The following is a 19,218-nucleotide window of genomic DNA, read 5'->3' as shown; positions in this document are numbered from 1 at the left end:
TGGAGCGACCTACCCCCCCTTGATAGAGAAAAAGACGATACGCGGAACGCTCTCCGTTTCAGGTGCGATGTATGACCAATTGGTTTCTGTTACAAGCCGATCCACCATCCACACATTGCCTAATTCGCTCAGAGCGAAATGAGATGCGCCCTGGCACGTCAGTTCCCGGCTCGCCTCATACAGAACGCCCGAACCGGCAGAATAGGCATGGGATGCAAGACGTTCAGATAGTTCCGTATAGATGGCTTCGAGCGCAGCTCGCTGAACCGCGTTGTCTCGGAGTTGTTCCGGCGCAATAAAGCGCACCCGACCGTTAAGGTCACGGTTGATAACCAGCCACTCCAACTGCGCAATCTTATCGCGGTGAGCAACCAGTATCTCGATTGAGAGAGGCAGGATTTGATCAAAGGTGGTCATAGCAAGCCCTCACGTTGTGCCTTGGCGATCAGACTGCGAACTGCCTGAGCACCTGCTTGATGCACCTGCGCTAGAACTTGATCGAAATTGGACTGATGTGCGTAGCGATCCGAGACATCCCAGTTGATGAAAGGATCATTAGCAGGCAATACGTAACCAACTCCTAGTGCGTGCCCGCTGCGGTAGCTCTCAAAACGCGCCCAGGCACCATTGGCGTGCACCCGATCCGAGAAATTGGAAGGCCGGTCTTTAGTCGCGTCGTAAGGCATCCCAAACGCCAACATCAGCCGCTTCAACCCACACTCTGCTGCCATGCCGTACAAATGATCGGCATTTGCCCAACGCTGAGCCTGCAACAAACGTTCGGCATCATCCCAATGACGCTCATGTGCATTCAGAAAATCCGCTTGCATGCAATCTCCCTTATTCGCCGAAGCGAAGATTATTGAGGCGCGCGCCCAACAGCTCGGCGGCAAAGTGCATCTCGGATTGCGTAAGCGTTATGATCATGAATGCGCTCCATTGCTGTCTTCGGCTGTCTCAGAGTGCACAATCGCAATGCCGTGGCGCTCGCAGTAGTCCCGAATGAGAACCTCGACCATATTCGCGATGGAGCGGTGTTCCAGATCCGCCGCAGTGCGAAGCGCTTCCTTCAGTCCGGGTTCGATACGAAATGTGAGCGTGGCGGTCTTGACGGTGGCCATAGGGTCTCCAGAAACCACTGCAAATGTACTGCATGCTACAGTACCGGCTTTATCTCGACAATTTGGGATATTCGGAATGCCTTGCCTGCCTTTCCACCTCCGAAGCTCCTAACAGCAATCACTTACGTGGCACTGCGCAAGATAGCTAAGCCCCCTGCGGAGGATTTGCGTACTGCCCCCACCTGGTCCATGACGGGATGGTGCGTGCCGATGACCACAAGCGTTCCGTCTGATGAGTATCTAACCAGCCGGGCACAACGCAAACGAAACGTGGGGGGGGACAAATAGATGAAAAATTCAGTTCCCCTTAAAAATCAAATCGTATGGCATTAAAAAAGCCGGCCACAAGCCGGCTTTTTTAATGCCTCCGCACAACCCCAGCCAATCACCGTTCTCTAGGCCTCCAGAAGCTTGCGGAACAGCCCGGCAAGTGTCGCCTGGCGCTCGAAGCCGATACCAGGCGATTGTGGCAATCCCGCCAGTCCCGAGGAAAACGGCAGGGCACCGGCGAAATCGTCGAATGGCCGGAAAGCCGACGGCGTAGCCTCCGCCCAGCCCAGGCGCAGGGCCGCCACCAGATGCAGGCTGAACAGTTGCCCGGCGTGCGGACGGAAGGCCGAGCGCGGCCAGCCACGGGCGCAGAGCGCGTCGAGTATCGCCAGGTAACCCGGCAGACCGTAGCAATGCACCGGGTCGAACAGCAGCACGTCACGCTCCCGCCGCAGGCCGCCGTAGGCATCGAGCAGGCGCGCCTCGGCCAGGGAGAACAGGGCCTCGCCCGCAGCGATGGGCCCCGGGTAGAAAGCCGCCACCTCGGCCTGGGTGGGAAAGTCGTGGGGATCGCAGATGTCCTCGAACCACCACAACCCCAGCGGCGCCAGGGCTTTCGCTGCGTCGACGGCGCCCCCCGCGTCGTAGCGGTTCATCGCGTCGACCGCCAGCCGCGAAGCGTCGCCGAGAACCCGCAACGCCGTGTCGATACGGCGCAGGTCCCGGTCCAGCCCGGCCGCGCCGATCTTGATCTTGGCGTGGGTGTAGCCGAGATCGACGAAGCGCCGCAGCTCCTCCTCCAGGCGCGCCAGGTCGTCGTGCGGATAGGGGTAGCCGCCGCTGGCGTAGACCGGTACGCGCCGCGGATAGTCCTGCGCCAGCCCCAGGCGTCGCGCCAGGAAGCGATGCAGCGGCAGCCCGGCGGCCTTGGCCGCGGCATCCCATAACGCCATGTCCAGGGCGCCCACCGCCACGCAGCGCTCGCCATGCCCGCCGGGTTTCTCGTCGCGCATCATCACGCTCCAGGCGCGGAACGGATCGATACCGCCGTCGTCGCCCAGCAGGCTGCCTGCCGGGGCCGCCAGCAGGCGCGGGGCGAAACGCTCGCGGATCAGTCCGCCCTGGGCGTAGCGCCCTACCGAAGCGTGGCCGTAGCCGACGACTCGCCGGCCGTCGCGCACGACATCGGTGCGCACCGCCACCAGGCTGGTGCTCAGCCCGCCCGCGGCGGCGGCCACCCCGGCGTAGCGGGACAGCGGAATGCTGCGTTCGTAGATTTCCTGGATTCGCATCGCTGGCCGGTTCCTCCTCGATCCGCCCTCCTTCACCTTAGCCAAGCTCGCCGCGACGGTCGCCCGACCGGCTGTCCCGACCTTCCGCCGATTTGCCCGGCCCCCGCCCCTCTGCTAGTGTCGCGGGGTTTTGAACACCTCGCCGAGACTCCCCCGATGGCCCGCAAGAAAACCCTCGATTTCGAACAGTCCCTCACCGAGCTGCAAACCCTGGTGGAACGCCTGGAAAGCGGCGAGCTGTCGCTGGAAGAGTCGCTGGGCGCCTTCGAGCAGGGTATCCGCCTGACCCGCGAATGCCAGGCCTCGCTGAGCCAGGCCGAGCAGAAGGTGCAGATCCTTCTCGAGCGCGACGGCGAACTCAGCGAAGCGCCGTTCGAAACGGAAGGCGACGAGGCATGATCGCGGCGTACCAGGCGCGCTGCCAGGCGCGCGTCGACGGCGCCCTGGACGCCCTGTTCGTCGCCCCTCGCGAAGAGCTGCATCGCCTCTACCAGGCGATGCGCTACAGCGTCATGAACGGCGGCAAGCGGGTCCGCCCGCTGCTCGCCTACGCCGCCTGCGAAGCCCTTCAAGGCGAGGCGCAGCGTGCCGACGCCGCGGCCTGCGCGGTGGAGCTGATCCATGCTTACTCGCTGGTCCACGACGACCTGCCGGCGATGGATGACGACGACCTGCGCCGCGGCCAGCCGACCACCCACCGGGCCTTCGACGAAGCCACCGCGATCCTCGCCGCCGACGGGCTGCAGGCGCTGGCCTTCGAAGTGCTCGCCGACGGCCGGCGCAATCCGCAGGAACCTGCCGTCTGTCTGGAAATGCTCACCCACCTGGCCCGCGCCGCCGGTTCCGCCGGCATGGTCGGCGGCCAGGCGATCGACCTCGGCTCGGTCGGCGTGGCGCTCGACCAGGCGGCCCTGGAGGTCATGCACCGGCACAAGACCGGCGCTCTGATCGAAGCCAGCGTGCGCCTCGGCGCCCTCGCCAGCGGCCGCGCCGAGGCCGCCACCCTGGCCGCCCTGGAGCGCTACGCCCAGGCGATCGGCCTGGCCTTCCAGGTACAGGACGACATCCTCGACGTGGAAAGCGACACCGCGACCCTCGGCAAGACCCAGGGCAAGGACCAGGCGCACAACAAGCCCACCTACCCCGCCCTGCTCGGCCTGGAGGCCGCCAAGGCCTATGCCCTGGAGCTGCGCGACCAGGCCCTCGCGGCCCTCGAAGGCTTCCCGGCGAGCGCCGACCCGCTGCGCCAGCTGGCCCGCTATATCGTCGAGCGGCGCAACTGACCGACGGGTCGTCGCAAGACCCCGGCAAAGGTAGGGGTTGCCTTGCTTGGGCGTGGCCGGTGCATCAGGTAAACTGCTGCCCTCTCCGGATTGCATAACGACAGCCTGATGCCCAAGACGCTCCATGAGATTCCCCGCGAGCGCCCCGCCACGCCCCTGCTCGACCGCGCCTCTTCGCCGGCCGAGCTGCGCCGGCTGGGCGAGGCGGACCTGGAAACCCTGGCCGACGAGCTGCGCCAGTACCTGCTGTATACCGTCGGCCAGACCGGCGGTCACTTCGGCGCCGGCCTCGGCGTGGTCGAACTGACCATCGCCCTGCATTACGTCTTCGACACTCCGGACGACCGCCTGGTCTGGGACGTCGGCCACCAGGCCTATCCGCACAAGATCCTCACCGAGCGCCGCGAGCTGATGGGCACCCTGCGCCAGAAGGACGGCCTGGCCGCCTTCCCGCGTCGCGCCGAGAGCGAATACGACACCTTCGGCGTCGGTCATTCCAGCACCTCCATCAGCGCCGCCCTCGGCATGGCCATCGCCGCCCGCCTGCAGGGCAAGGAGCGCAAGTCGGTGGCGGTGATCGGCGACGGCGCGCTGACCGCCGGCATGGCCTTCGAGGCGCTCAACCATGCCTCGGAAGTCGACGCCGACATGCTGGTGATCCTCAACGACAACGACATGTCGATCTCGCACAATGTCGGCGGACTCTCCAACTACTTGGCGAAGATCCTCTCCAGCCGCACCTACAGCAGCATGCGCGAGGGCAGCAAGAAGGTCCTCTCGCGCCTGCCCGGGGCCTGGGAGATCGCCCGCCGCACCGAGGAATACGCCAAGGGCATGCTGGTCCCCGGCACCCTGTTCGAGGAACTCGGCTGGAACTACATCGGCCCGATCGACGGCCACGACCTGCCGACCCTGGTCGCCACCCTGCGCAACATGCGCGACATGAAGGGCCCGCAGTTCCTTCACGTGGTGACCAAGAAAGGCAAGGGCTTCGCCCCGGCCGAGCTGGACCCCATCGGCTACCACGCGATCACCAAGCTGGAAGCCCCGGCAGCGCGCCGAAGAAGACCGGTGGCCCGAAGTACTCCAGCGTCTTCGGCCAGTGGCTGTGCGACATGGCCGCCCAGGACGCGCGCCTGCTCGGCATCACCCCGGCGATGAAGGAAGGCTCCGACCTGGTGGCCTTCAGCGAACGCTACCCGGAACGCTACTTCGACGTCGCCATCGCCGAGCAGCACGCCGTGACCCTGGCCGCCGGCATGGCCTGCGAGGGCATGAAGCCGGTGGTGGCGATCTACTCGACCTTCCTCCAGCGCGCCTACGACCAGCTGATCCATGACGTCGCCGTGCAGCACCTCGACGTGCTCTTCGCCATCGACCGCGCCGGCCTGGTCGGCGAGGACGGACCGACCCACGCCGGCAGCTTCGACATCTCCTACCTGCGCTGCATCCCCGGCATGCTGGTGATGACCCCCAGCGACGAGAACGAGCTGCGCAAGCTGCTCACCACCGGCTACCTGTTCGACGGCCCGGCCGCGGTGCGCTATCCGCGCGGCAGCGGCCCCAACCACCCGATCGATCCCGACCTGCAGCCGGTGGAGATCGGCAAGGGCGTGGTCCGCCGCCGTGGCGGCAAGGTCGCCCTGCTGGTCTTCGGCGTGCAACTGGCGGAGGCGATGAAGGTCGCCGAAGGGCTCGACGCCACGGTCGCCGACATGCGTTTCGTCAAACCCCTCGACGAAGCCCTGGTGCGCGAACTGGCGGGCAGCCACGAACTGCTGGTGAGCATCGAGGAAAACGCGGTGATGGGCGGCGCCGGCTCGGCGGTCGGCGAGTTCCTCGCCCGCGAGGGCCTCGAAGTCCCGCTGCTGCAACTGGGCCTGCCCGATTACTACGTCGAGCACGCCAAGCCCAGCGAGATGCTCGCCGAGTGCGGCCTGGATGCCGCCGGCATCGAAAAAGCCGTGCGCCAGCGCCTCGACCGGCAGTAGCGCCAAACCCAGCGACAACGGCGGATAACCGCGTTGCGGTTATTCGCCCTCCCCCCAATTGCCCGTAGGGCGAATAACGCCGCCGGCGTTATCCGCCGATACACCGCCATGCCGACACGCACCGCGTGGCAGCGACAACGCCACCGGCGTCATCCGCCGGTACAGCGCGATACCGGCAGCACTCAGCGCGCCCCGGCGAGCGAGCGGCAGAGCTTCTCGGTCGCCGCCAGCATGGCGAAGCTCGGCCGTTCGAGGTTCTTGTCTTCGATCCGGTACAGCTGTCCGCGCCGCGTCGCCGCCAGCGCCGGCCACTGACGCCAGAGTTCCAGCTGGGCGTGACTGCCAGCCACGATGACCGCCGGATCGCGCGCCAGCACCGCTTCGACGCTGACCTGCGGCGCCGGTTGCGGCAGATCGTCGAACAGGTTCTCGGCGCCACAGACGCGCAGCGCATCGCTGATCACCTGGCGTCCGCCGATGGTGTACAGCGGCCGGTCCCAGACCTGGTAGAACACCTTCAGCGGCTTGTCCCGCCGGTAGCGCTCGGCCAGGCGCCGCATGCCTTCGCGGAACCTGGCCGACAACCGCTGGCCGGCCTCGGCCTCGCCCAATGCCTCGCCCAGCGAAGCCAGTTGCCGAGCCAGTTCGTCGAGGTTGTGCGGTTCGGCGATGAAGAGGGAGATGCCGAAATCGCGCAGACGCTGCAACTGCGCCTCGGGCACGCTGCCCGGCCAGACCAGGATCAGATCGGGTTGCAGCTCGAGCAGGCGTTCGAGGTTGACCTGGCCGTAGCGGCCGACGGAAGGCAGGTCCCGGATCGCCGCCGGCCGTTCGCCGCCGTCCAGCACGCCGACCAGGCGGCCCGCGGCGCCGAGTTCGAGCACGCTATCGGTCAACGAAGGCGCCAGGCTGACCACCCGCTGCGCCGCCCCGGCGGAAAGGCTGAGGAGCAGGCAGGCAAGCAGCCAGAACGAACGCATCAGCCCAGTTGACGCGGAATACGGTAGAGCCAGAACAGCACCAGGCTGGTGATCCCGAGCAGGATCAGCGCGACGCCGTTGAGCCCGGCGAACATGCCCGGCACGGCGATCCAGGCCGGCAGGCTGGCGCCCAGCAGGGCCTTGCGGCGCACCTGGGCCAGGCTGCTCCAGGCGGCGGCTTCCTCCGGCGTATCCAGCGCTTTCTGGGTGGCGATGAGGCCACGCTTGTAGGCACCGAACAGCGGCAGGTTGACGAACATCGACAGCAGCGCGGCGATGAACAACGGCATCGCCAGGCCATGGGGAAGGGGTTGCAGTGCGCCGAGGAAGAACTCGACCAGGATCAGCGGCAACAGCGCCAACGCCAGCTGCAACCACCAGGCGCGTCCCAGCGCGCCGCGGGCTTGCTGGCGACTCACGTGGTTTCCGCCTCGCCCTGGTGCAGGCTGCCGAGCATGTGGCCGAGCTTGCCGGCCTTGGTCGCCAGGTAGCGCCTGTTGTGCTTGTTCAGGCCCTTCTGCAGCGGCACGCGCTCGGCCACGGTGACGGCATAGCTTTCCAGCGCCTTGACCTTGCGCGGATTGTTGGTCATCAGGCGCAGGGAGGAAACGCCCAGGTGCGCGAGCATCGGCTGGCACATGGCGTAGTCGCGCTGGTCGGCGCCGAAGCCCAGTTGCAGGTTCGCCTCGACGGTGTCGGCGCCGCCATCCTGCAGCTCGTAGGCGCGGATCTTGTTCAGCAGGCCGATGCCGCGGCCTTCCTGGCGCAGGTAGAGGAGCACGCCGCGGCCTTCCTCGGCGATCGCGGCGAGCGCGCCTTCCAGCTGGAAACCGCAATCGCAGCGCAGGCTGAACAGCGCGTCGCCGGTCAGGCATTCGGAATGCAGGCGGCCGAGCACCGGCGCGCCATCGGCGATGTCGCCCATGGTCAGGGCCACATGCTCCTTGCCACTCTCCTCGTCGAGGAAGCCGTGCATGGTGAATTCGCCGAAGGGAGTCGGCAGTTTGGAGGCGGCGACGAACACGACGGACACCGGGGAACTCCTAGGGAAACGGAAGTCCGCCATTGTACCAGCAGCGTCCGGCGCCCGGTCAGTTCGAAATGCCGCAAATACCTATCGAGATGGACGATGGATAGAATCCCGGGTTATGAACGACCGGCGTTCAATGCTTGGCCTCGATAAGCAGCATCCCCTGCTCCTCGCGCCAACGCACCCGGTTGAGGAAGCTCATGCCGAGCAGGGCTTCGGTCGGATGATCGCCTTCGATCACCGCCGCCTCGACGCCCAGCACTTCGATGCCGCCGATCTTCACCCGGTCCAGGGTCACCCGCCAGCCGCGCGAGGTGCCACTGGCGGTGGAGGCGACCATCGGCTTGCCGGCCACCCGGTAGTCGATGCCCAGGCGGCGCGCCTCGTTCTCGTTCATGGCGATGCTGGTGGCGCCGGTATCCACCAGGAACTGCATGTTCTGCCCGTTCACCGACCCCGCCACCCAGTAGTGCCCGCCGGTACCTCGGGCGATGCTGAAGGCCTGCCGCTGCGGCGTCGAGTAGCCGGCCTCGTTGTACTCGCGGCTCAACTCGTAGGTGCGTTCGACGCCATCGACCCGCAGCACCGCCTTGCGACTGTCGGCGCTGACCACCTGGACGCCCTGCGGGCCGGTCTGGCCGACCCTGACCAGCTTGCGCTGGCCGTCGACGTTGAGCACCGCCGCGCCAGGAAACAGGCCGACCACGAACACCTGGGGCGCAGCCAGCGAGGGCAGCGCGAGAATGCTGGAAAACAGGGCGACGCACAGGCGCGGCATGGAATCACTCCTTGGGTGGCAGGATCGCCTGCAACGGCGCGTAGGGCCAGTTCCAGCGGGCGAAGATGCGTTCCAGCTCGCCGCTGGCGTGCAGCCGCCGCATGCGCCGGTCGAACAGCGCCAGCAGCTCGCGGCCCCTGGGGGTATCGGAGAAGCCAAGATACAACGGCAGCCGGGTGACGTCGGTGATGCGGTACTCAGCCGCCAGCGCTCCGGCTCCGGCGAGCATTTCTTCCAGTTCCGGACGTGAATCGATGAAGTAGTCGACCCGGTGGTTGAGCAGCATCGGCAGCACCGAGGTGCGGCGCTGCACCTCGCTGTGCGGGGCCAATGGGATATAGCGGGCGAAGGCGTAGCCACGCATCCAGGCCAGGCGGAACCGGCTCAGGCCTTCGAGTGGCGGCGGCGGGTTGTCCCTCAGGGAAAGCACGGCGATCGGATCGACGTCATAGGGCCAGCGAGGGTAGAGCGCTTCGTCGACTTCCCCGCGGTAGGCGCCGACCCAGGCGTCGGCCTCGCCACGCAGGACCAGGCCGACCGCCCGGGTATAGGGCTCGTTGGCGATGCGCAGGCGCACCCCGGCCGGCTCGTAGACCGCGCGCAGCAAGTCCCAGGCGACCCCGCGACCATCCTCCTGGGTGTAGCGCGTCCAGGTTTCGCTGACCACGCGGATCTCGCCGGGAGCGGACGCGGCAGACGCGACAGCGGACAACAGCCACAGGCAGCAGAACAGGACGAGCAGACGCATGGGAGGCCTCAGACCAGCCAGTGTACCCATCCCCAGACTAGACCCTGCATGACCAGCCAGGCGAATACCCCGGCCAGGACGTCGTCGAGCATGATGCCGACGCCGCCGTGCACGTTGCGGTCAACCCAGCTGATCGGCCAGGGCTTGAGGATATCGACGATGCGGAACACGACGAAGCCGACCAGCAGCCACCACCAGCCCTCCGGCACCAGCCAGAGGGTTATCCACATGCCGACCATCTCGTCCCAGACGATGCCCTCGTGGTCATGCACGCGCAGGTCGTCGGCGACCTTGCCGCACAGCCAGAAGCCGAACAGCATGGTGACTCCCAGCATCAGCCAGTAGCCCCAGTCCGGCAGCATCTGCCACAGCGGGATGAACGGGATGGCCACCAGCGAACCCCAGGTACCCGGTGCCTTGGGCAGGGTACCGGAGCCGAAGCCGAAGGCGAGGAAATGCCAGGGATTGCGCCAGACCGACGGCGGCACCGGCTGCGCCGGCGCCTGATCAGGATGCTCAGTCACGTTGGGTTCCGAAATGTTGGTAGCCGGCCGCGGCCGGCGTGAGTTCCTTTCCGCTGGCGTCGAGCAGGTGCACCCCCTGCCCCACCTCGACCCGGCCGATGACCGCCATGGCCGGCCAGGCGGCACGAATCTCGTCGAGGTGCGCGGGCGGCAGGGTGAAGGCCAGCACATAGTCGTCGCCGGCGGCCAGTTGCTGGCGCAAGGCTTCCTCGCCGACGAGCAGGCCGCTCAACGCGGCGCTCGCCGGCAAGCGCTGGCATTCGACCAGCAGGGCGACGCCGGAAGCGCGGGCGATATGTCCGCAGTCGGCGAGCAGCCCGTCGGAGATGTCCAGGGCGGCGCTGGCCTTGCCGCGCAGGGCGAGGCCCAGCTCGAATTGCGGGGCCGGCGTCCAGTAGCGCGCCAGCAGGGGCTCGGCCACCTCGGCGGGCGCCGATCTTCGCTCCAGCACCAGTTCCAGCGCCGCTCCAGCCTCGCCGAGCGGGCCACCGACGCAGAGCAGGTCGCCCGGGCGCGCACCGGCGCGGGTCAGCGCCTGGCCGGCCGGCACCCTGCCGAACACGGTCAGGGTCATGCTCAGCGGGCCGCGCGTGGTGTCGCCGCCGACCAGGACCAGGCCACATTGCCGGGCCATGGCGTCGAGGCCGCGGGCGAAGCCCTGCAGCCACTCGGCGTCGGCCTGCGGCAGGGTCAGGGCCAGGGTGAAGGCCAGGGGCGCGGCGCCCATCGCCGCCAGGTCGCTGGCGGACACCGCCAGGGCGCGCTGGGCAAGAAGGAAAGGGTCGCAACCGGCGGGGAAATGCACACCTTCCACCAGGGTATCGGTGGAGACCGCCAGCTGTTCGCCGGCTGGCGGCGCCAGCAGGGCGCAGTCGTCGCCGATGCCGAGGGCCACGCCCTCCGCCTGCGCCGCGCAGGCGGCCGCGGCGAAGAAGCGGCGGATCAGCTCGAACTCACCCATGACGCCGCCGGCGCGGGATCAGCGCTTGCCGCCGCGCAGCTCGGCGGCGCGCAGGCGCGGCGCCAGCTTGTCGAGCACGCCGTTGACGAACTTGTGGCCGTCGGTGGCGCCGAAGGTCTTGGCCAACTCGATACCCTCGTTGATCACCACCTTGTAGGGCACGTCGATGCGGTTGCGCAGCTCGTAGGTGGACAGCCGCAGGATGGCCAGCTCGACCGGGTCGATCTCGGCCAGCGGGCGGTCCAGGCAGGGCTCGAAGGTGGAGTCCAGCTCGCTCTTCTGCCGCGGCACGCCGTGCAGGATCTCGTGGAAGTAGGCGCCGTCGACCTCGGAGAAGTCGTTGTCGGTACGGAACTGCGCCTCGATCTCGTGCAGGGGCTGGCCGGCGATCTGCCAGGAATACAGGGCCTGGACGGCCAGGCTGCGGGCCTTGCGGCGAGCGGCGGTCTTGCCTTTGGGCGGCTTGGCTGCCGGGCTGCCGCTGTCTTGATTGCTCACTTGGCCTCCAACTGCGCCAGCAGGCTGACCATTTCCAGGGCCGACAGCGCTGCTTCCGCGCCCTTGTTGCCGGCCTTGGTGCCGGAGCGCTCGATGGCCTGCTCGATGGAGTCGACGGTGAGGACGCCGAAGGCGACCGGGATGCCGAACTGCAGGGACACCTGGGCCAGGCCCTTGGTGCACTCGCCGGCCACGTATTCGAAGTGCGGGGTGCCGCCACGGATCACCGCGCCGAGGGCGATGATGGCGTCGAAGCCGCCCTGCTGGGCGACCTTCTGGGTCACCAGCGGAATCTCGAAGGCGCCCGGGGCGCGGATGATGGTGATCTCGCTTTCAGCCACGCCGTGGCGGACCAGGGCGTCGACGGCGCCGCTGACCAGGCTTTCCACGACGAAGCTGTTGAAGCGGCCGACCACCAGGGCGTAGCGGCCTTTGGGAGCAATGAAGGTACCTTCGATGGTCTTCAGGGTCATGAGCAGGTCTCATCTGTTAAAGAGCCGGGGCGCCGTTGCGCCCCGAGCGAAAAGGGTCGAAAGGTCCGTCCAGCATAGCGCCCGCCGCGATCTTGCACGCGGCGGGCGGGACAGGCCTTATTCGGCGGGCAGGTATTCTACAACTTCCAGGTCGAAACCGGATATCGCATTGAAGCGCATCGGCGCGCTCAGCAGGCGCATCTTGCGCACGCCGAGGTCGCGCAGGATCTGCGAGCCGGCACCCACGGTGCTGTAGGTGGTGGTGGCCTTGGGCGCCGGGGCCGGCGCCGAAGCGATCTCGCGGACGTGCGCGAGCAGGTCGTCGCCGCCGATCTGGTGGCCGAGCAGCAGCACCACGCCGCTGCCCGCCTCGGCGACCTTGGTCATCGCCGCGCGCAGGCTCCAGCGGCCCGGCTGGTTGACCTGCAGCAGGTCGCGCAGCGGGTCCATGTTGTGCACGCGGACCAGGGTCGGCTCTTCCGCGCAGACCTTGCCGAGGGTCAGCGCCAGGTGCACGTCGCCCTCCACCGAGTCGCGGTAGGTGATCAGGTTGAAGTGCCCCAGTTCGCTGTCCAGCGGCTGCTCGGCGATGCGCTCCACGGTGCGCTCGTGGATCAGCCGATAGTGGATCAGGTCGGCGATGGTGCCGATCTTGATCCCGTGCTCGGCGGCGAACGCCTCCAGCTCGGGCCGGCGGGCCATGCTGCCGTCGTCGTTCATCACCTCGCAGATCACCCCGGACGGCTCGAACCCGGCCATCCGCGCCAGGTCGCAGGCCGCCTCGGTATGCCCGGCGCGCGCCAGGGTACCGCCCGGCTGGGCCATCAGCGGGAAGATGTGGCCGGGGCTGACGATGTCGGCGGCCACCGCGTTCTTCGCCGCCGCGGCCTGCACGGTGCGGGCGCGGTCGGCGGCGGAGATGCCGGTGGTGACGCCCTCGGCGGCCTCGATGGAGACGGTGAACTTGGTGCCGAAGCCGGAGCCGTTGCGCTGCACCATCAGCGGCAGGCCGAGGCGCTCGCAACGCTCGCGGGTCATCGGCATGCAGACCAGGCCGCGGGCATGCTTGACCATGAAGTTGATGTCTTCGGTGCGGACGCATTCGGCGGCCATGATCAGGTCGCCTTCGTTCTCGCGATCCTCGTCATCCATCAGGATGACCATCTTGCCTTGGCGGATGTCTTCGATCAGTTCGTCAATCGTGTTGAGTGCCATGGGCACCCCCTTGTGCAATTCGTGGGTTACTTGAGAAAACCGTTCTCGGCGAGAAACGCTTCGCTGATGCCGGATACGCTGGGCTCGGCGGCCTTGTCGCCGAGCAGCAGGCGTTCCAGGTAACGCGCCAGCAGGTCGACCTCGAGATTGACCCGGCGCCCGGGCTGGTACTCGGCCATGATGGTTTCGCTGAGCGTATGCGGGACGATGGTCAGTTCGAACTCCGCGCCGTTCACCGCGTTCACCGTGAGGCTGGTGCCGTCGACGGTGATCGAACCCTTGTGCGCCATGTACCTGGCCAGTTCGCGCGGGGCGCGCACGGTGAACTGGATGGCGCGGGCGTTCTCCTCGCGCTTGAGCACCTCGCCAACGCCGTCGACATGGCCGCTGACCAGGTGCCCGCCGAGGCGGGTGGTCGGCGTCAGGGCCTTTTCCAGGTTCACCCGGCTACCCACCTTCAGGTGCTGGAAGGCGGTGCGCGCCAGGCTCTCGCGGCTGACGTCGGCCCAGAAGCCATCGCCGGGCAGGTCCACCGCGGTGAGGCAGACGCCGTTGACCGCGATGCTGTCGCCGAGCTTGACATCGCCCAGGTCGAGCTTGCCGGTGGCGATGTAGACCCGCAGGTCGCCGCCCTTGGGCGTCATCGCGCGGATGCTGCCGATCGACTCGATTATGCCGGTGAACATGCGACCTCCCGTTTTTCCGCCGCACAGGCGCGCAGCCCGGCCGGCGCGACGCCGAGCGGCCTACATGCCATAGCGCGGGTATTCCAAGATGAAGACATATGACGAACTCCTGTTTCGTGAAAAACAGGGCTTTTTGGATCGAAGGGGATCTTGCGGGCGCACGCGGTACGCCCAGGCAGGCAATCCCGTTCTCTCTTTATCCGGACTATGACCGTCGGCCCCGGAATCGCACCGGATCTGCTGACCTTGTCGTCCGGCGGTGGCCGGTCCGGCAAGCGCTCGCGGGCTAGGCGCGTTGCGCGCCATTACCGCCGGTGGGGACTTTCACCCCGCCCTGAGAACGTTACGGCCACCGAGATGGCCGTGTGGCGTTTTACCACAGTTGCGCCGCTTGTGCATCGTCCTGCGCGTCGCCGCGCAGCGAAGTTCAGGCGTCCTGCGGACGGGGCCGCGCGGTGACCAGCCAGTCGTCGCCCACCGCGCGGATGTCGTCGATCTCCAGCTCCGCCGCATCGGCCATCCGCGCCAGCGGCCAGTCGAGCAAAGGACGGGCGCTGGAGCCGAGGAACTTCGGTGCGACGAATAGCCGGTACTCATCCACCAGCCCCAGCCGGGCGAAGGCGCCGGCCAGGCGCGGGCCGGCCTCCACCAGCACTTCGTTGGCACCGCGCGCCGCCAGTTCCAGGAGCAGCTTGTGCAGGTCGACGTGGCCCTCGGCGGAGGGCAGCGCCAGCAGTTCGTGGCCGGCATCCTGGAAGCGTTCGCGCGCGGAGGCGGCGGCGCAGGTCGCCACCAGCGCCGGGCCGGCCTGGTAGAACGCCGACTCCAGCGGCACCCGCAGGCGCCCGTCGACCAGCACCCGCAACGGCTGGCGAGCCGCGGCGAGCGCGGTAAGCTCGGCGTTCAGGCCCAGTTCGTCGGGGCGTACGTTGAGCCGCGCATCGTCCGCCAGCAGCGTATCGGCGCCGGACAACACCACGCTTGAGCGAGCGCGCAAGCGCTGCACCGCCGAACGCGCGGCGGGGCCGGTGATCCACTGGCTTTCCCCGCTGGCCATGGCGGTGCGCCCGTCCAGGCTCATCGCCAGCTTGACCCGGACGAACGGCAGGCCATGTTCCATGCGCTTGATGAAACCGATGTTGAGTTCCCGCGCCTCGGCCTCGAGGACCCCGCTGTGCACCGCGATGCCTGCCTGCATCAGACGCAGCAGGCCGCGGCCGGCAACCTCGGGGTTTGGATCCTGCATCGCCGCGACCACCCGCGCCACCCCGGCGCCCACCAGCGCATCGGCGCACGGCGGGGTGCGGCCGAAGTGGCTGCAGGGCTCGAGGGTCACGTAGGCGGTGGCGCCGCGTGCCTTCTCGCCGGCCTGGCGCAGGGCATGGACCTCGGCGTGCGGCTCGCCGGCGCGGACGTGCCAGCCCTCGCCGACCACCTGGCCGTCCCTGACCAGCACGCAGCCGACGCGCGGATTCGGATGGGTGGAGTACAGCCCCTGGCGCGCCAGCTCCAGGGCGCGGGCCATGTACAGCGGGTCGGCGGCGTTCATTCCTTGGCCGGCTCGCGGGCGAGGCGTTCGATCTCCTCGCGGAATTCGTTGAGGTCCTGGAAGCGCCGGTAGACCGAGGCGAAGCGGATGTAGGCGACTTCGTCGAGCTTCTGCAGCTCGGCCATCACCAGTTCGCCCAGCACCCGCGACTTGATCTCGCGCTCGCCGGTGGCGCGCAGCTGGTGCTTGATGTGGCCGATGGCCGCTTCCAGGCGTTCGACGCTGACCGGACGCTTCTCCAGGGCACGCTGCATGCCGGCGCGCAGCTTGTCCTCGTCGAACGGCTGGCGGCTGCCGTCCTGCTTGATCAGACGCGGCATGACCAGCTCGGCGGTCTCGAAGGTGGTGAAGCGTTCGCCGCAGGCCAGGCACTCGCGGCGCCGGCGCACCTGATCGCCCTCGGCGACCAGTCGCGAGTCAATCACTTTGGTGTCATGGGCACCGCAGAAGGGACAATGCATGGTGCAGGTACAGGCGTAGCTGAAGGAAGCCGCATGGTAGCGCATCCGCGCCCGGCCGAGCACCCGCAGAATCGACCGGCGCCGGCGCGATGGGAAAGGCGGGAGGAATCGGACGTTGCGGCCCACGCGAAGCGCGACAAGAATCACACTTTGCGCTATACAAGCGCCGCCCCGGATTCCACCGCCATGGAGCAGCCCATGACCCTGCGCCCGATCGCCCTGCTGGCTTTTCTTCTCCTCGCCGCTTGTTCCAGCGACAAGCCGAAGCCCGCGCCGACACCGCCAGTCCCGCGCAGCGTGAGCATGGTCGAGCCGGTGCTGCCGGCCCACCTGCGCGAGCTGAGCGGAACCCTGAGCAGCGTCCAGGGCAGCCTGCCGCGCGGCAGCGAGGTGCAGATGGCGCTGCTGGTGATCGACGAGCGCGACCGCCCGCAGCGACTGCTGGCCAGCGAGACGGTGCTGGCCTCCGGCGAACTCATGCCCTTCCGCCTGCCTTTCAACCCTGAATCCTTCCCGCCGGCCGGCGGCGCGCTGCGCGTCGAACTGCACGCCCGGGTGATCCAGTCCGGCCAGTTGGCCTGGCGCCTGCACCCGTTGCGGATCGCCCAGCCGACCACCCAGGCCCTCGGCGAACTGCGCCTGGTACGCGCACCGTGACGGCACCGCAAGCCCTGACCCAGGCGCTGGGCGAACTGCTCGGCGACGCCCGGCTCAGCGCCACCGCGCTGCCCGGCACCGACCTGCGCCTGTGGCTGATCGACGCGCGGAACATGGACCGCCAGTTCAGTCCGGAGGAAACCCGCCGCATCCTCGAGGAGCCGCCGTACTGGTGCTTCTGCTGGGCCAGCGGGCTGGTCCTGGCGCGCTGGCTGGCGGAGCGCCCGCAGTGGGTCCGCGGCAAGCGCGTGCTGGACTTCGGCAGCGGCTCCGGGGTGGCGGCGATCGCCGCGGCCCGCGCCGGCGCCGCCGAGGTGGTGGCCTGCGACCTGGATCCCCTGGCGCTGGCGGCGAGCCGGGCGAACGCCGAACTGAACGGAGTGGCGCTGAATTATTCGGCGGACTTCTTCGCCGAAGACGATCGCTTCGACCTGATCCTGGTCGCCGACGTGCTCTATGACCGCGCCAACCTGCCGCTGCTCGACCAGTTCCTCAGTCGCGGCCGCCAGGCGCTGGTCGCCGACTCGCGGGTGCGTGACTTCCGTCATCCGCTGTACCGGCGCCTGGACGTGCTCGACGCCTGTACCTGGCCGGACCTCGCCGAGCCCGCCGAATTCCGCCTGGTCAGCCTGTATCACGCCGAACGCGGGCAAGCCTGAGGCACGGGCTTGTTTGCGCGCGGCGCGCCCCCACTTATAGTGGTCACCACCTTGCGTTTCCGAGAATCGACATGAGCGATACGCCCTACATCTTCGACGTCACCGGCGCCAACTTCGAGCAGCTGGTCATCGAGAACTCGTTCCACAAGCCGGTCCTGGTGGACTTCTGGGCCGACTGGTGCGCCCCGTGCAAGGCGCTGATGCCGCTGCTGGCGCAGATCGCCGAGTCCTATCAGGGCGAATTGCTGCTGGCCAAGGTCAACTGCGACGTCGAGCAGGACATCGTGATGCGCTTCGGCATCCGCAGCCTGCCGACCGTGGTCCTGTTCAAGGATGGCCAGCCGGTCGACGGCTTCGCCGGCGCCCAGCCCGAGTCGCAGATCCGCGCCCTGCTGGAACCCCATGTGAAAGCCCCGGCGCTACCCGACGAAGACCCGCTGGAAGTGGCCCAGGCGCTGTTCGCCGAAGGTCGCATCGGCGACGCCGAAGCGACCCTGAAGGCCCTGCTGGCGGAGCACAACGACAACCCCGCTGCGCTGATCCTCTACGCCCGCTGCCTGGCCGAGCGCGGCGAACTGGAAGAGGCGCAGGCCATCCTCGACGCGGTGAAGAGCGACGAGCACAAGCAGGCCCTGGCCGGCGCCCGCGCGCAGCTGACCTTCCTGCGCCAGGCCGCCGACCTGCCCGACGCCGCCGAGCTGAAGAGTCGCCTGGCGAACGACGCCGGCGACGACGAGGCCGCCTACCAGCTGGCCATCCAGCAGCTCGCCCGGCAGCAGTACGAAGCGGCGCTGGATGGCCTGCTCAAGCTGTTCCTGCGCAACCGCGGCTACCAGGACGACCTGCCGCGCAAGACCCTGGTACAGGTGTTCGACCTGCTCGGCAACGACCACCCGCTGGTCACCACCTATCGCCGCAAGCTCTACCAGGCGCTCTACTGAGTGGTCCGGGCCCCGTCCGCGGGGCTCACTCTTCCTGCCAGACGAATACCTGGGTACCGTCGACCACCTCGACCCTGACCCGCGCGTTGTGCCGCAGGCGCACCAGCAGATGCTTGGCGGCCCCGGCGTTGCCGGTGAAGGCCTGCAGTTCCGCGAGCAGTTGCGGTCCCTCGATCCGTCCACTGCCGCGCAGCAGGTCGATGGCAGCCTGCCACAGGCGATCCTGCGGCGCTTCCGCCACCGGCGTCCTGGCCGCCGCGGCCTGCGGCTCGCCCGGCGGCGGCGGGGGCAAGTGTTGCGCCAGCTGGCGCCAATCCTCGGCGTCCAGCTCCAGGGTCAGGTCCACCGGCCAATCGCCGATGCTTCCGCGAATCCGCACCATCTCGTTTCTCCACAAGCGAATCGCGCCATGCTCCCACGTCGGCGCGAATGGACCAAATCAACCAGGCTAGGCAGGCGGAAAAATTCGTTATAACGTAACGAATCATTTCCCATCCTTGCCGGAGTCCTGTCCATGCGCCCACTGCTGTTAGCCCTCGCCTTGCTGCCGTTCGCCGTCCAGGCCCATGACGATCATGACCATGACCACGCCCACGGCAGCCTCGGCAAGCACGAGCACGGCGTAGCCCAGTTGAACGTGGCGCTGGACGGCAAGAGCCTCGAACTGGAGCTGGACAGCCCGGCGATGAACCTGGTCGGCTTCGAGCATGCCGCCAGCAGCGAAGCGGACAAGGCCGCCGTGACCAAGGCCCGCGCACAGCTGGAAAAACCGCTGGAGCTGTTCGCCCTGCCGGTCACCGCCGGCTGCTCGGTGGCCAGCCAGGAGCTGCGGAGCCCGCTGTTCGGCGACAAGGCGGCGGCCCACGCGCACAAGGAGGAGGCAGGCCACGAGCACGAACACGGCCATGCCGATATCCACGCCCATTACCGGCTCAGCTGCGAGAAGCCCGAGCTGCTCAAGCTGCTGACCCTCGCCGAGTTCTTCAAGCGCTTCCCCGCCACCCAGAAAATTCAGGTACAACTGATCGGTCCCGACGGCCAGAAAGGCGCCGACCTGGCTCCGGCCAGCGCCGAGCTGAAGCTGTAGGATCGTTCCGGAGG

The 19,218-nt window shown here is 67.9% G+C and carries 24 protein-coding genes, 1 pseudogene and 1 riboswitch; of the genes and pseudogenes, 7 read left to right on the top strand and 18 right to left on the bottom strand.

Going from position 1 to position 19,218, the window contains the following annotated elements; genetic code table 11:
- Positions 1-9 precede the first annotated feature (9 nt).
- From B7D75_RS29690 to B7D75_RS04505, 4 genes are all read right to left on the bottom strand, one after another.
- Complete coding sequence (locus tag B7D75_RS29690) at positions 10-417, bottom strand: hypothetical protein (RefSeq protein ID WP_239481362.1); 408 nt, start codon at positions 415-417, stop codon at positions 10-12.
- Entirely contained in the window at positions 414-830 is a 417-nt protein-coding gene (locus B7D75_RS04515; protein WP_107113778.1) for an SAM-dependent methyltransferase, read from the bottom strand. The genes B7D75_RS29690 and B7D75_RS04515 overlap by 4 nt, the downstream gene beginning before the upstream one ends.
- A gap of 93 nt (positions 831-923) precedes the next feature.
- Positions 924-1,121, bottom strand: a complete 198-nt coding sequence (locus tag B7D75_RS04510) for a hypothetical protein (RefSeq protein ID WP_107113777.1) — start codon at positions 1,119-1,121, stop codon at positions 924-926.
- A 395-nt stretch (positions 1,122-1,516) separates the two neighbouring features.
- Positions 1,517-2,683, bottom strand: a complete 1,167-nt coding sequence (locus B7D75_RS04505) for an enolase C-terminal domain-like protein (protein WP_107113776.1) — start codon at positions 2,681-2,683, stop codon at positions 1,517-1,519.
- Between the two features lie 156 nt (positions 2,684-2,839).
- Here B7D75_RS04505 and B7D75_RS04500 point away from each other — a divergent pair, with 156 nt between their 5' ends.
- The 3 genes and pseudogenes from B7D75_RS04500 (at position 2,840) to dxs (ending at position 5,957) form a co-directional block, all read left to right on the top strand.
- Complete coding sequence (locus B7D75_RS04500; protein ID WP_053816693.1) at positions 2,840-3,082, top strand: exodeoxyribonuclease VII small subunit; 243 nt, start codon at positions 2,840-2,842, stop codon at positions 3,080-3,082.
- The gene (locus B7D75_RS04495) at positions 3,079-3,966 is read left to right on the top strand and encodes a polyprenyl synthetase family protein (RefSeq protein WP_043099381.1); all 888 of its coding nucleotides are present in this window, start codon (positions 3,079-3,081) and stop codon (positions 3,964-3,966) included. Before B7D75_RS04500 ends, B7D75_RS04495 begins: the two co-directional genes overlap by 4 nt.
- 108 nt (positions 3,967-4,074) lie before the next feature.
- Positions 4,075-5,957, top strand: a pseudogene (gene dxs / locus B7D75_RS04490) (1-deoxy-D-xylulose-5-phosphate synthase).
- Positions 5,958-6,139: 182 nt separating this feature from the next.
- Here the strand turns inward: dxs and B7D75_RS04485 are convergent.
- The 13 genes from B7D75_RS04485 to nrdR form a co-directional block, all read right to left on the bottom strand.
- Positions 6,140-6,937, bottom strand: a complete 798-nt coding sequence (locus B7D75_RS04485; RefSeq protein ID WP_043099383.1) for a cobalamin-binding protein — start codon at positions 6,935-6,937, stop codon at positions 6,140-6,142.
- Positions 6,937-7,356 carry a hypothetical protein gene (locus B7D75_RS04480; RefSeq protein ID WP_034081705.1) on the bottom strand — a complete coding sequence of 140 codons (420 nt, stop codon included), beginning with the start codon at positions 7,354-7,356 and terminating at the stop codon, positions 6,937-6,939. Before B7D75_RS04480 ends, B7D75_RS04485 begins: the two co-directional genes overlap by 1 nt.
- On the bottom strand, positions 7,353-7,970 hold the full coding sequence (gene ribA / locus B7D75_RS04475) for a GTP cyclohydrolase II (protein ID WP_012074386.1): 618 nt from the start codon (positions 7,968-7,970) through the stop codon (positions 7,353-7,355). The genes B7D75_RS04480 and ribA overlap by 4 nt, the downstream gene beginning before the upstream one ends.
- Positions 7,971-8,100: 130 nt before the next feature.
- On the bottom strand, positions 8,101-8,745 hold the full coding sequence (locus B7D75_RS04470; RefSeq protein WP_003155194.1) for a TIGR02281 family clan AA aspartic protease: 645 nt from the start codon (positions 8,743-8,745) through the stop codon (positions 8,101-8,103).
- Positions 8,746-8,749: 4 nt separating this feature from the next.
- On the bottom strand, positions 8,750-9,493 hold the full coding sequence (locus B7D75_RS04465) for a substrate-binding periplasmic protein (RefSeq protein ID WP_012074385.1): 744 nt from the start codon (positions 9,491-9,493) through the stop codon (positions 8,750-8,752).
- A gap of 8 nt (positions 9,494-9,501) precedes the next feature.
- Positions 9,502-10,017 carry a phosphatidylglycerophosphatase A family protein gene (locus B7D75_RS04460; protein WP_012074384.1) on the bottom strand — a complete coding sequence of 172 codons (516 nt, stop codon included), beginning with the start codon at positions 10,015-10,017 and terminating at the stop codon, positions 9,502-9,504.
- Complete coding sequence (thiL, locus tag B7D75_RS04455; protein WP_043099385.1) at positions 10,010-10,978, bottom strand: thiamine-phosphate kinase; 969 nt, start codon at positions 10,976-10,978, stop codon at positions 10,010-10,012. Before thiL ends, B7D75_RS04460 begins: the two co-directional genes overlap by 8 nt.
- 18 nt (positions 10,979-10,996) lie before the next feature.
- Positions 10,997-11,476 carry a transcription antitermination factor NusB gene (gene nusB / locus B7D75_RS04450; protein ID WP_012074382.1) on the bottom strand — a complete coding sequence of 160 codons (480 nt, stop codon included), beginning with the start codon at positions 11,474-11,476 and terminating at the stop codon, positions 10,997-10,999.
- Complete coding sequence (gene ribH, locus B7D75_RS04445; RefSeq protein WP_003093311.1) at positions 11,473-11,949, bottom strand: 6,7-dimethyl-8-ribityllumazine synthase; 477 nt, start codon at positions 11,947-11,949, stop codon at positions 11,473-11,475. Before ribH ends, nusB begins: the two co-directional genes overlap by 4 nt.
- A gap of 117 nt (positions 11,950-12,066) precedes the next feature.
- Positions 12,067-13,164, bottom strand: coding sequence for a bifunctional 3,4-dihydroxy-2-butanone-4-phosphate synthase/GTP cyclohydrolase II (gene ribBA / locus B7D75_RS04440; protein WP_003093313.1), 1,098 nt, complete (start codon positions 13,162-13,164; stop codon positions 12,067-12,069).
- A 26-nt stretch (positions 13,165-13,190) separates the two neighbouring features.
- Complete coding sequence (locus B7D75_RS04435; protein ID WP_107113775.1) at positions 13,191-13,850, bottom strand: riboflavin synthase; 660 nt, start codon at positions 13,848-13,850, stop codon at positions 13,191-13,193.
- Positions 13,851-14,033: 183 nt separating this feature from the next.
- Positions 14,034-14,196, bottom strand: a riboswitch (FMN riboswitch).
- An 81-nt stretch (positions 14,197-14,277) separates the two neighbouring features.
- Positions 14,278-15,399, bottom strand: coding sequence for a bifunctional diaminohydroxyphosphoribosylaminopyrimidine deaminase/5-amino-6-(5-phosphoribosylamino)uracil reductase RibD (gene ribD, locus B7D75_RS04430; protein ID WP_053816690.1), 1,122 nt, complete (start codon positions 15,397-15,399; stop codon positions 14,278-14,280).
- Positions 15,396-15,860: a transcriptional regulator NrdR gene (gene nrdR / locus B7D75_RS04425; RefSeq protein ID WP_003107181.1), complete on the bottom strand. Its 465-nt coding sequence runs from the start codon at positions 15,858-15,860 to the stop codon at positions 15,396-15,398. The genes ribD and nrdR overlap by 4 nt, the downstream gene beginning before the upstream one ends.
- A gap of 198 nt (positions 15,861-16,058) precedes the next feature.
- On the opposite strand from nrdR, the gene B7D75_RS04415 reads away from it, so the two are divergent.
- The 3 genes from B7D75_RS04415 to trxA all read left to right on the top strand — a co-directional run bounded on the left by B7D75_RS04415 (position 16,059) and on the right by trxA (position 18,117).
- Positions 16,059-16,517: a YbaY family lipoprotein gene (locus B7D75_RS04415; RefSeq protein WP_185269328.1), complete on the top strand. Its 459-nt coding sequence runs from the start codon at positions 16,059-16,061 to the stop codon at positions 16,515-16,517.
- Positions 16,514-17,176 (top strand): class I SAM-dependent methyltransferase, encoded by a 663-nt coding sequence (locus B7D75_RS04410; RefSeq protein WP_012074376.1) that lies wholly within the window; start codon positions 16,514-16,516, stop codon positions 17,174-17,176. Before B7D75_RS04415 ends, B7D75_RS04410 begins: the two co-directional genes overlap by 4 nt.
- A gap of 71 nt (positions 17,177-17,247) precedes the next feature.
- Complete coding sequence (gene trxA / locus B7D75_RS04405) at positions 17,248-18,117, top strand: thioredoxin (RefSeq protein ID WP_012074375.1); 870 nt, start codon at positions 17,248-17,250, stop codon at positions 18,115-18,117.
- Positions 18,118-18,142: 25 nt separating this feature from the next.
- Here the strand turns inward: trxA and B7D75_RS04400 are convergent, their stop codons facing one another.
- Complete coding sequence (locus B7D75_RS04400; RefSeq protein WP_034081699.1) at positions 18,143-18,499, bottom strand: hypothetical protein; 357 nt, start codon at positions 18,497-18,499, stop codon at positions 18,143-18,145.
- Positions 18,500-18,631: 132 nt separating this feature from the next.
- On the opposite strand from B7D75_RS04400, the gene B7D75_RS04395 reads away from it, so the two are divergent.
- Positions 18,632-19,204, top strand: a complete 573-nt coding sequence (locus B7D75_RS04395; RefSeq protein WP_043099398.1) for a DUF2796 domain-containing protein — start codon at positions 18,632-18,634, stop codon at positions 19,202-19,204.
- The last annotated feature ends 14 nt before the right edge of the window (positions 19,205-19,218 follow it).

The organism is Pseudomonas paraeruginosa (assembly GCF_003025345.2).
GTDB lineage: Bacteria > Pseudomonadota > Gammaproteobacteria > Pseudomonadales > Pseudomonadaceae > Pseudomonas > Pseudomonas paraeruginosa.
This window is presented reverse-complemented; position numbering and strand designations above follow the sequence as displayed.

Bases quoted from the DNA above. Each gene is read 5' to 3' on its own strand.
- B7D75_RS29690 (WP_239481362.1), bottom strand. From the start codon at position 417: ATGACCACCTTTGATCAAATCCTGCCTCTCTCAATCGAGATACTGGTT.
- B7D75_RS04515 (WP_107113778.1), bottom strand. From the start codon at position 830: ATGCAAGCGGATTTTCTGAATGCACATGAGCGTCATTGGGATGATGCC.
- B7D75_RS04510 (WP_107113777.1), bottom strand. From the start codon at position 1,121: ATGGCCACCGTCAAGACCGCCACGCTCACATTTCGTATCGAACCCGGA.
- B7D75_RS04505 (WP_107113776.1), bottom strand. From the start codon at position 2,683: ATGCGAATCCAGGAAATCTACGAACGCAGCATTCCGCTGTCCCGCTAC.
- B7D75_RS04500 (WP_053816693.1), top strand. From the start codon at position 2,840: ATGGCCCGCAAGAAAACCCTCGATTTCGAACAGTCCCTCACCGAGCTG.
- B7D75_RS04495 (WP_043099381.1), top strand. From the start codon at position 3,079: ATGATCGCGGCGTACCAGGCGCGCTGCCAGGCGCGCGTCGACGGCGCC.
- B7D75_RS04485 (WP_043099383.1), bottom strand. From the start codon at position 6,937: ATGCGTTCGTTCTGGCTGCTTGCCTGCCTGCTCCTCAGCCTTTCCGCC.
- B7D75_RS04470 (WP_003155194.1), bottom strand. From the start codon at position 8,745: ATGCCGCGCCTGTGCGTCGCCCTGTTTTCCAGCATTCTCGCGCTGCCC.
- B7D75_RS04465 (WP_012074385.1), bottom strand. From the start codon at position 9,493: ATGCGTCTGCTCGTCCTGTTCTGCTGCCTGTGGCTGTTGTCCGCTGTC.
- thiL (WP_043099385.1), bottom strand. From the start codon at position 10,978: ATGGGTGAGTTCGAGCTGATCCGCCGCTTCTTCGCCGCGGCCGCCTGC.
- ribH (WP_003093311.1), bottom strand. From the start codon at position 11,949: ATGACCCTGAAGACCATCGAAGGTACCTTCATTGCTCCCAAAGGCCGC.
- ribBA (WP_003093313.1), bottom strand. From the start codon at position 13,164: ATGGCACTCAACACGATTGACGAACTGATCGAAGACATCCGCCAAGGC.
- B7D75_RS04435 (WP_107113775.1), bottom strand. From the start codon at position 13,850: ATGTTCACCGGCATAATCGAGTCGATCGGCAGCATCCGCGCGATGACG.
- ribD (WP_053816690.1), bottom strand. From the start codon at position 15,399: ATGAACGCCGCCGACCCGCTGTACATGGCCCGCGCCCTGGAGCTGGCG.
- nrdR (WP_003107181.1), bottom strand. From the start codon at position 15,860: ATGCATTGTCCCTTCTGCGGTGCCCATGACACCAAAGTGATTGACTCG.
- B7D75_RS04415 (WP_185269328.1), top strand. From the start codon at position 16,059: ATGACCCTGCGCCCGATCGCCCTGCTGGCTTTTCTTCTCCTCGCCGCT.
- trxA (WP_012074375.1), top strand. From the start codon at position 17,248: ATGAGCGATACGCCCTACATCTTCGACGTCACCGGCGCCAACTTCGAG.
- B7D75_RS04400 (WP_034081699.1), bottom strand. From the start codon at position 18,499: ATGGTGCGGATTCGCGGAAGCATCGGCGATTGGCCGGTGGACCTGACC.
- B7D75_RS04395 (WP_043099398.1), top strand. From the start codon at position 18,632: ATGCGCCCACTGCTGTTAGCCCTCGCCTTGCTGCCGTTCGCCGTCCAG.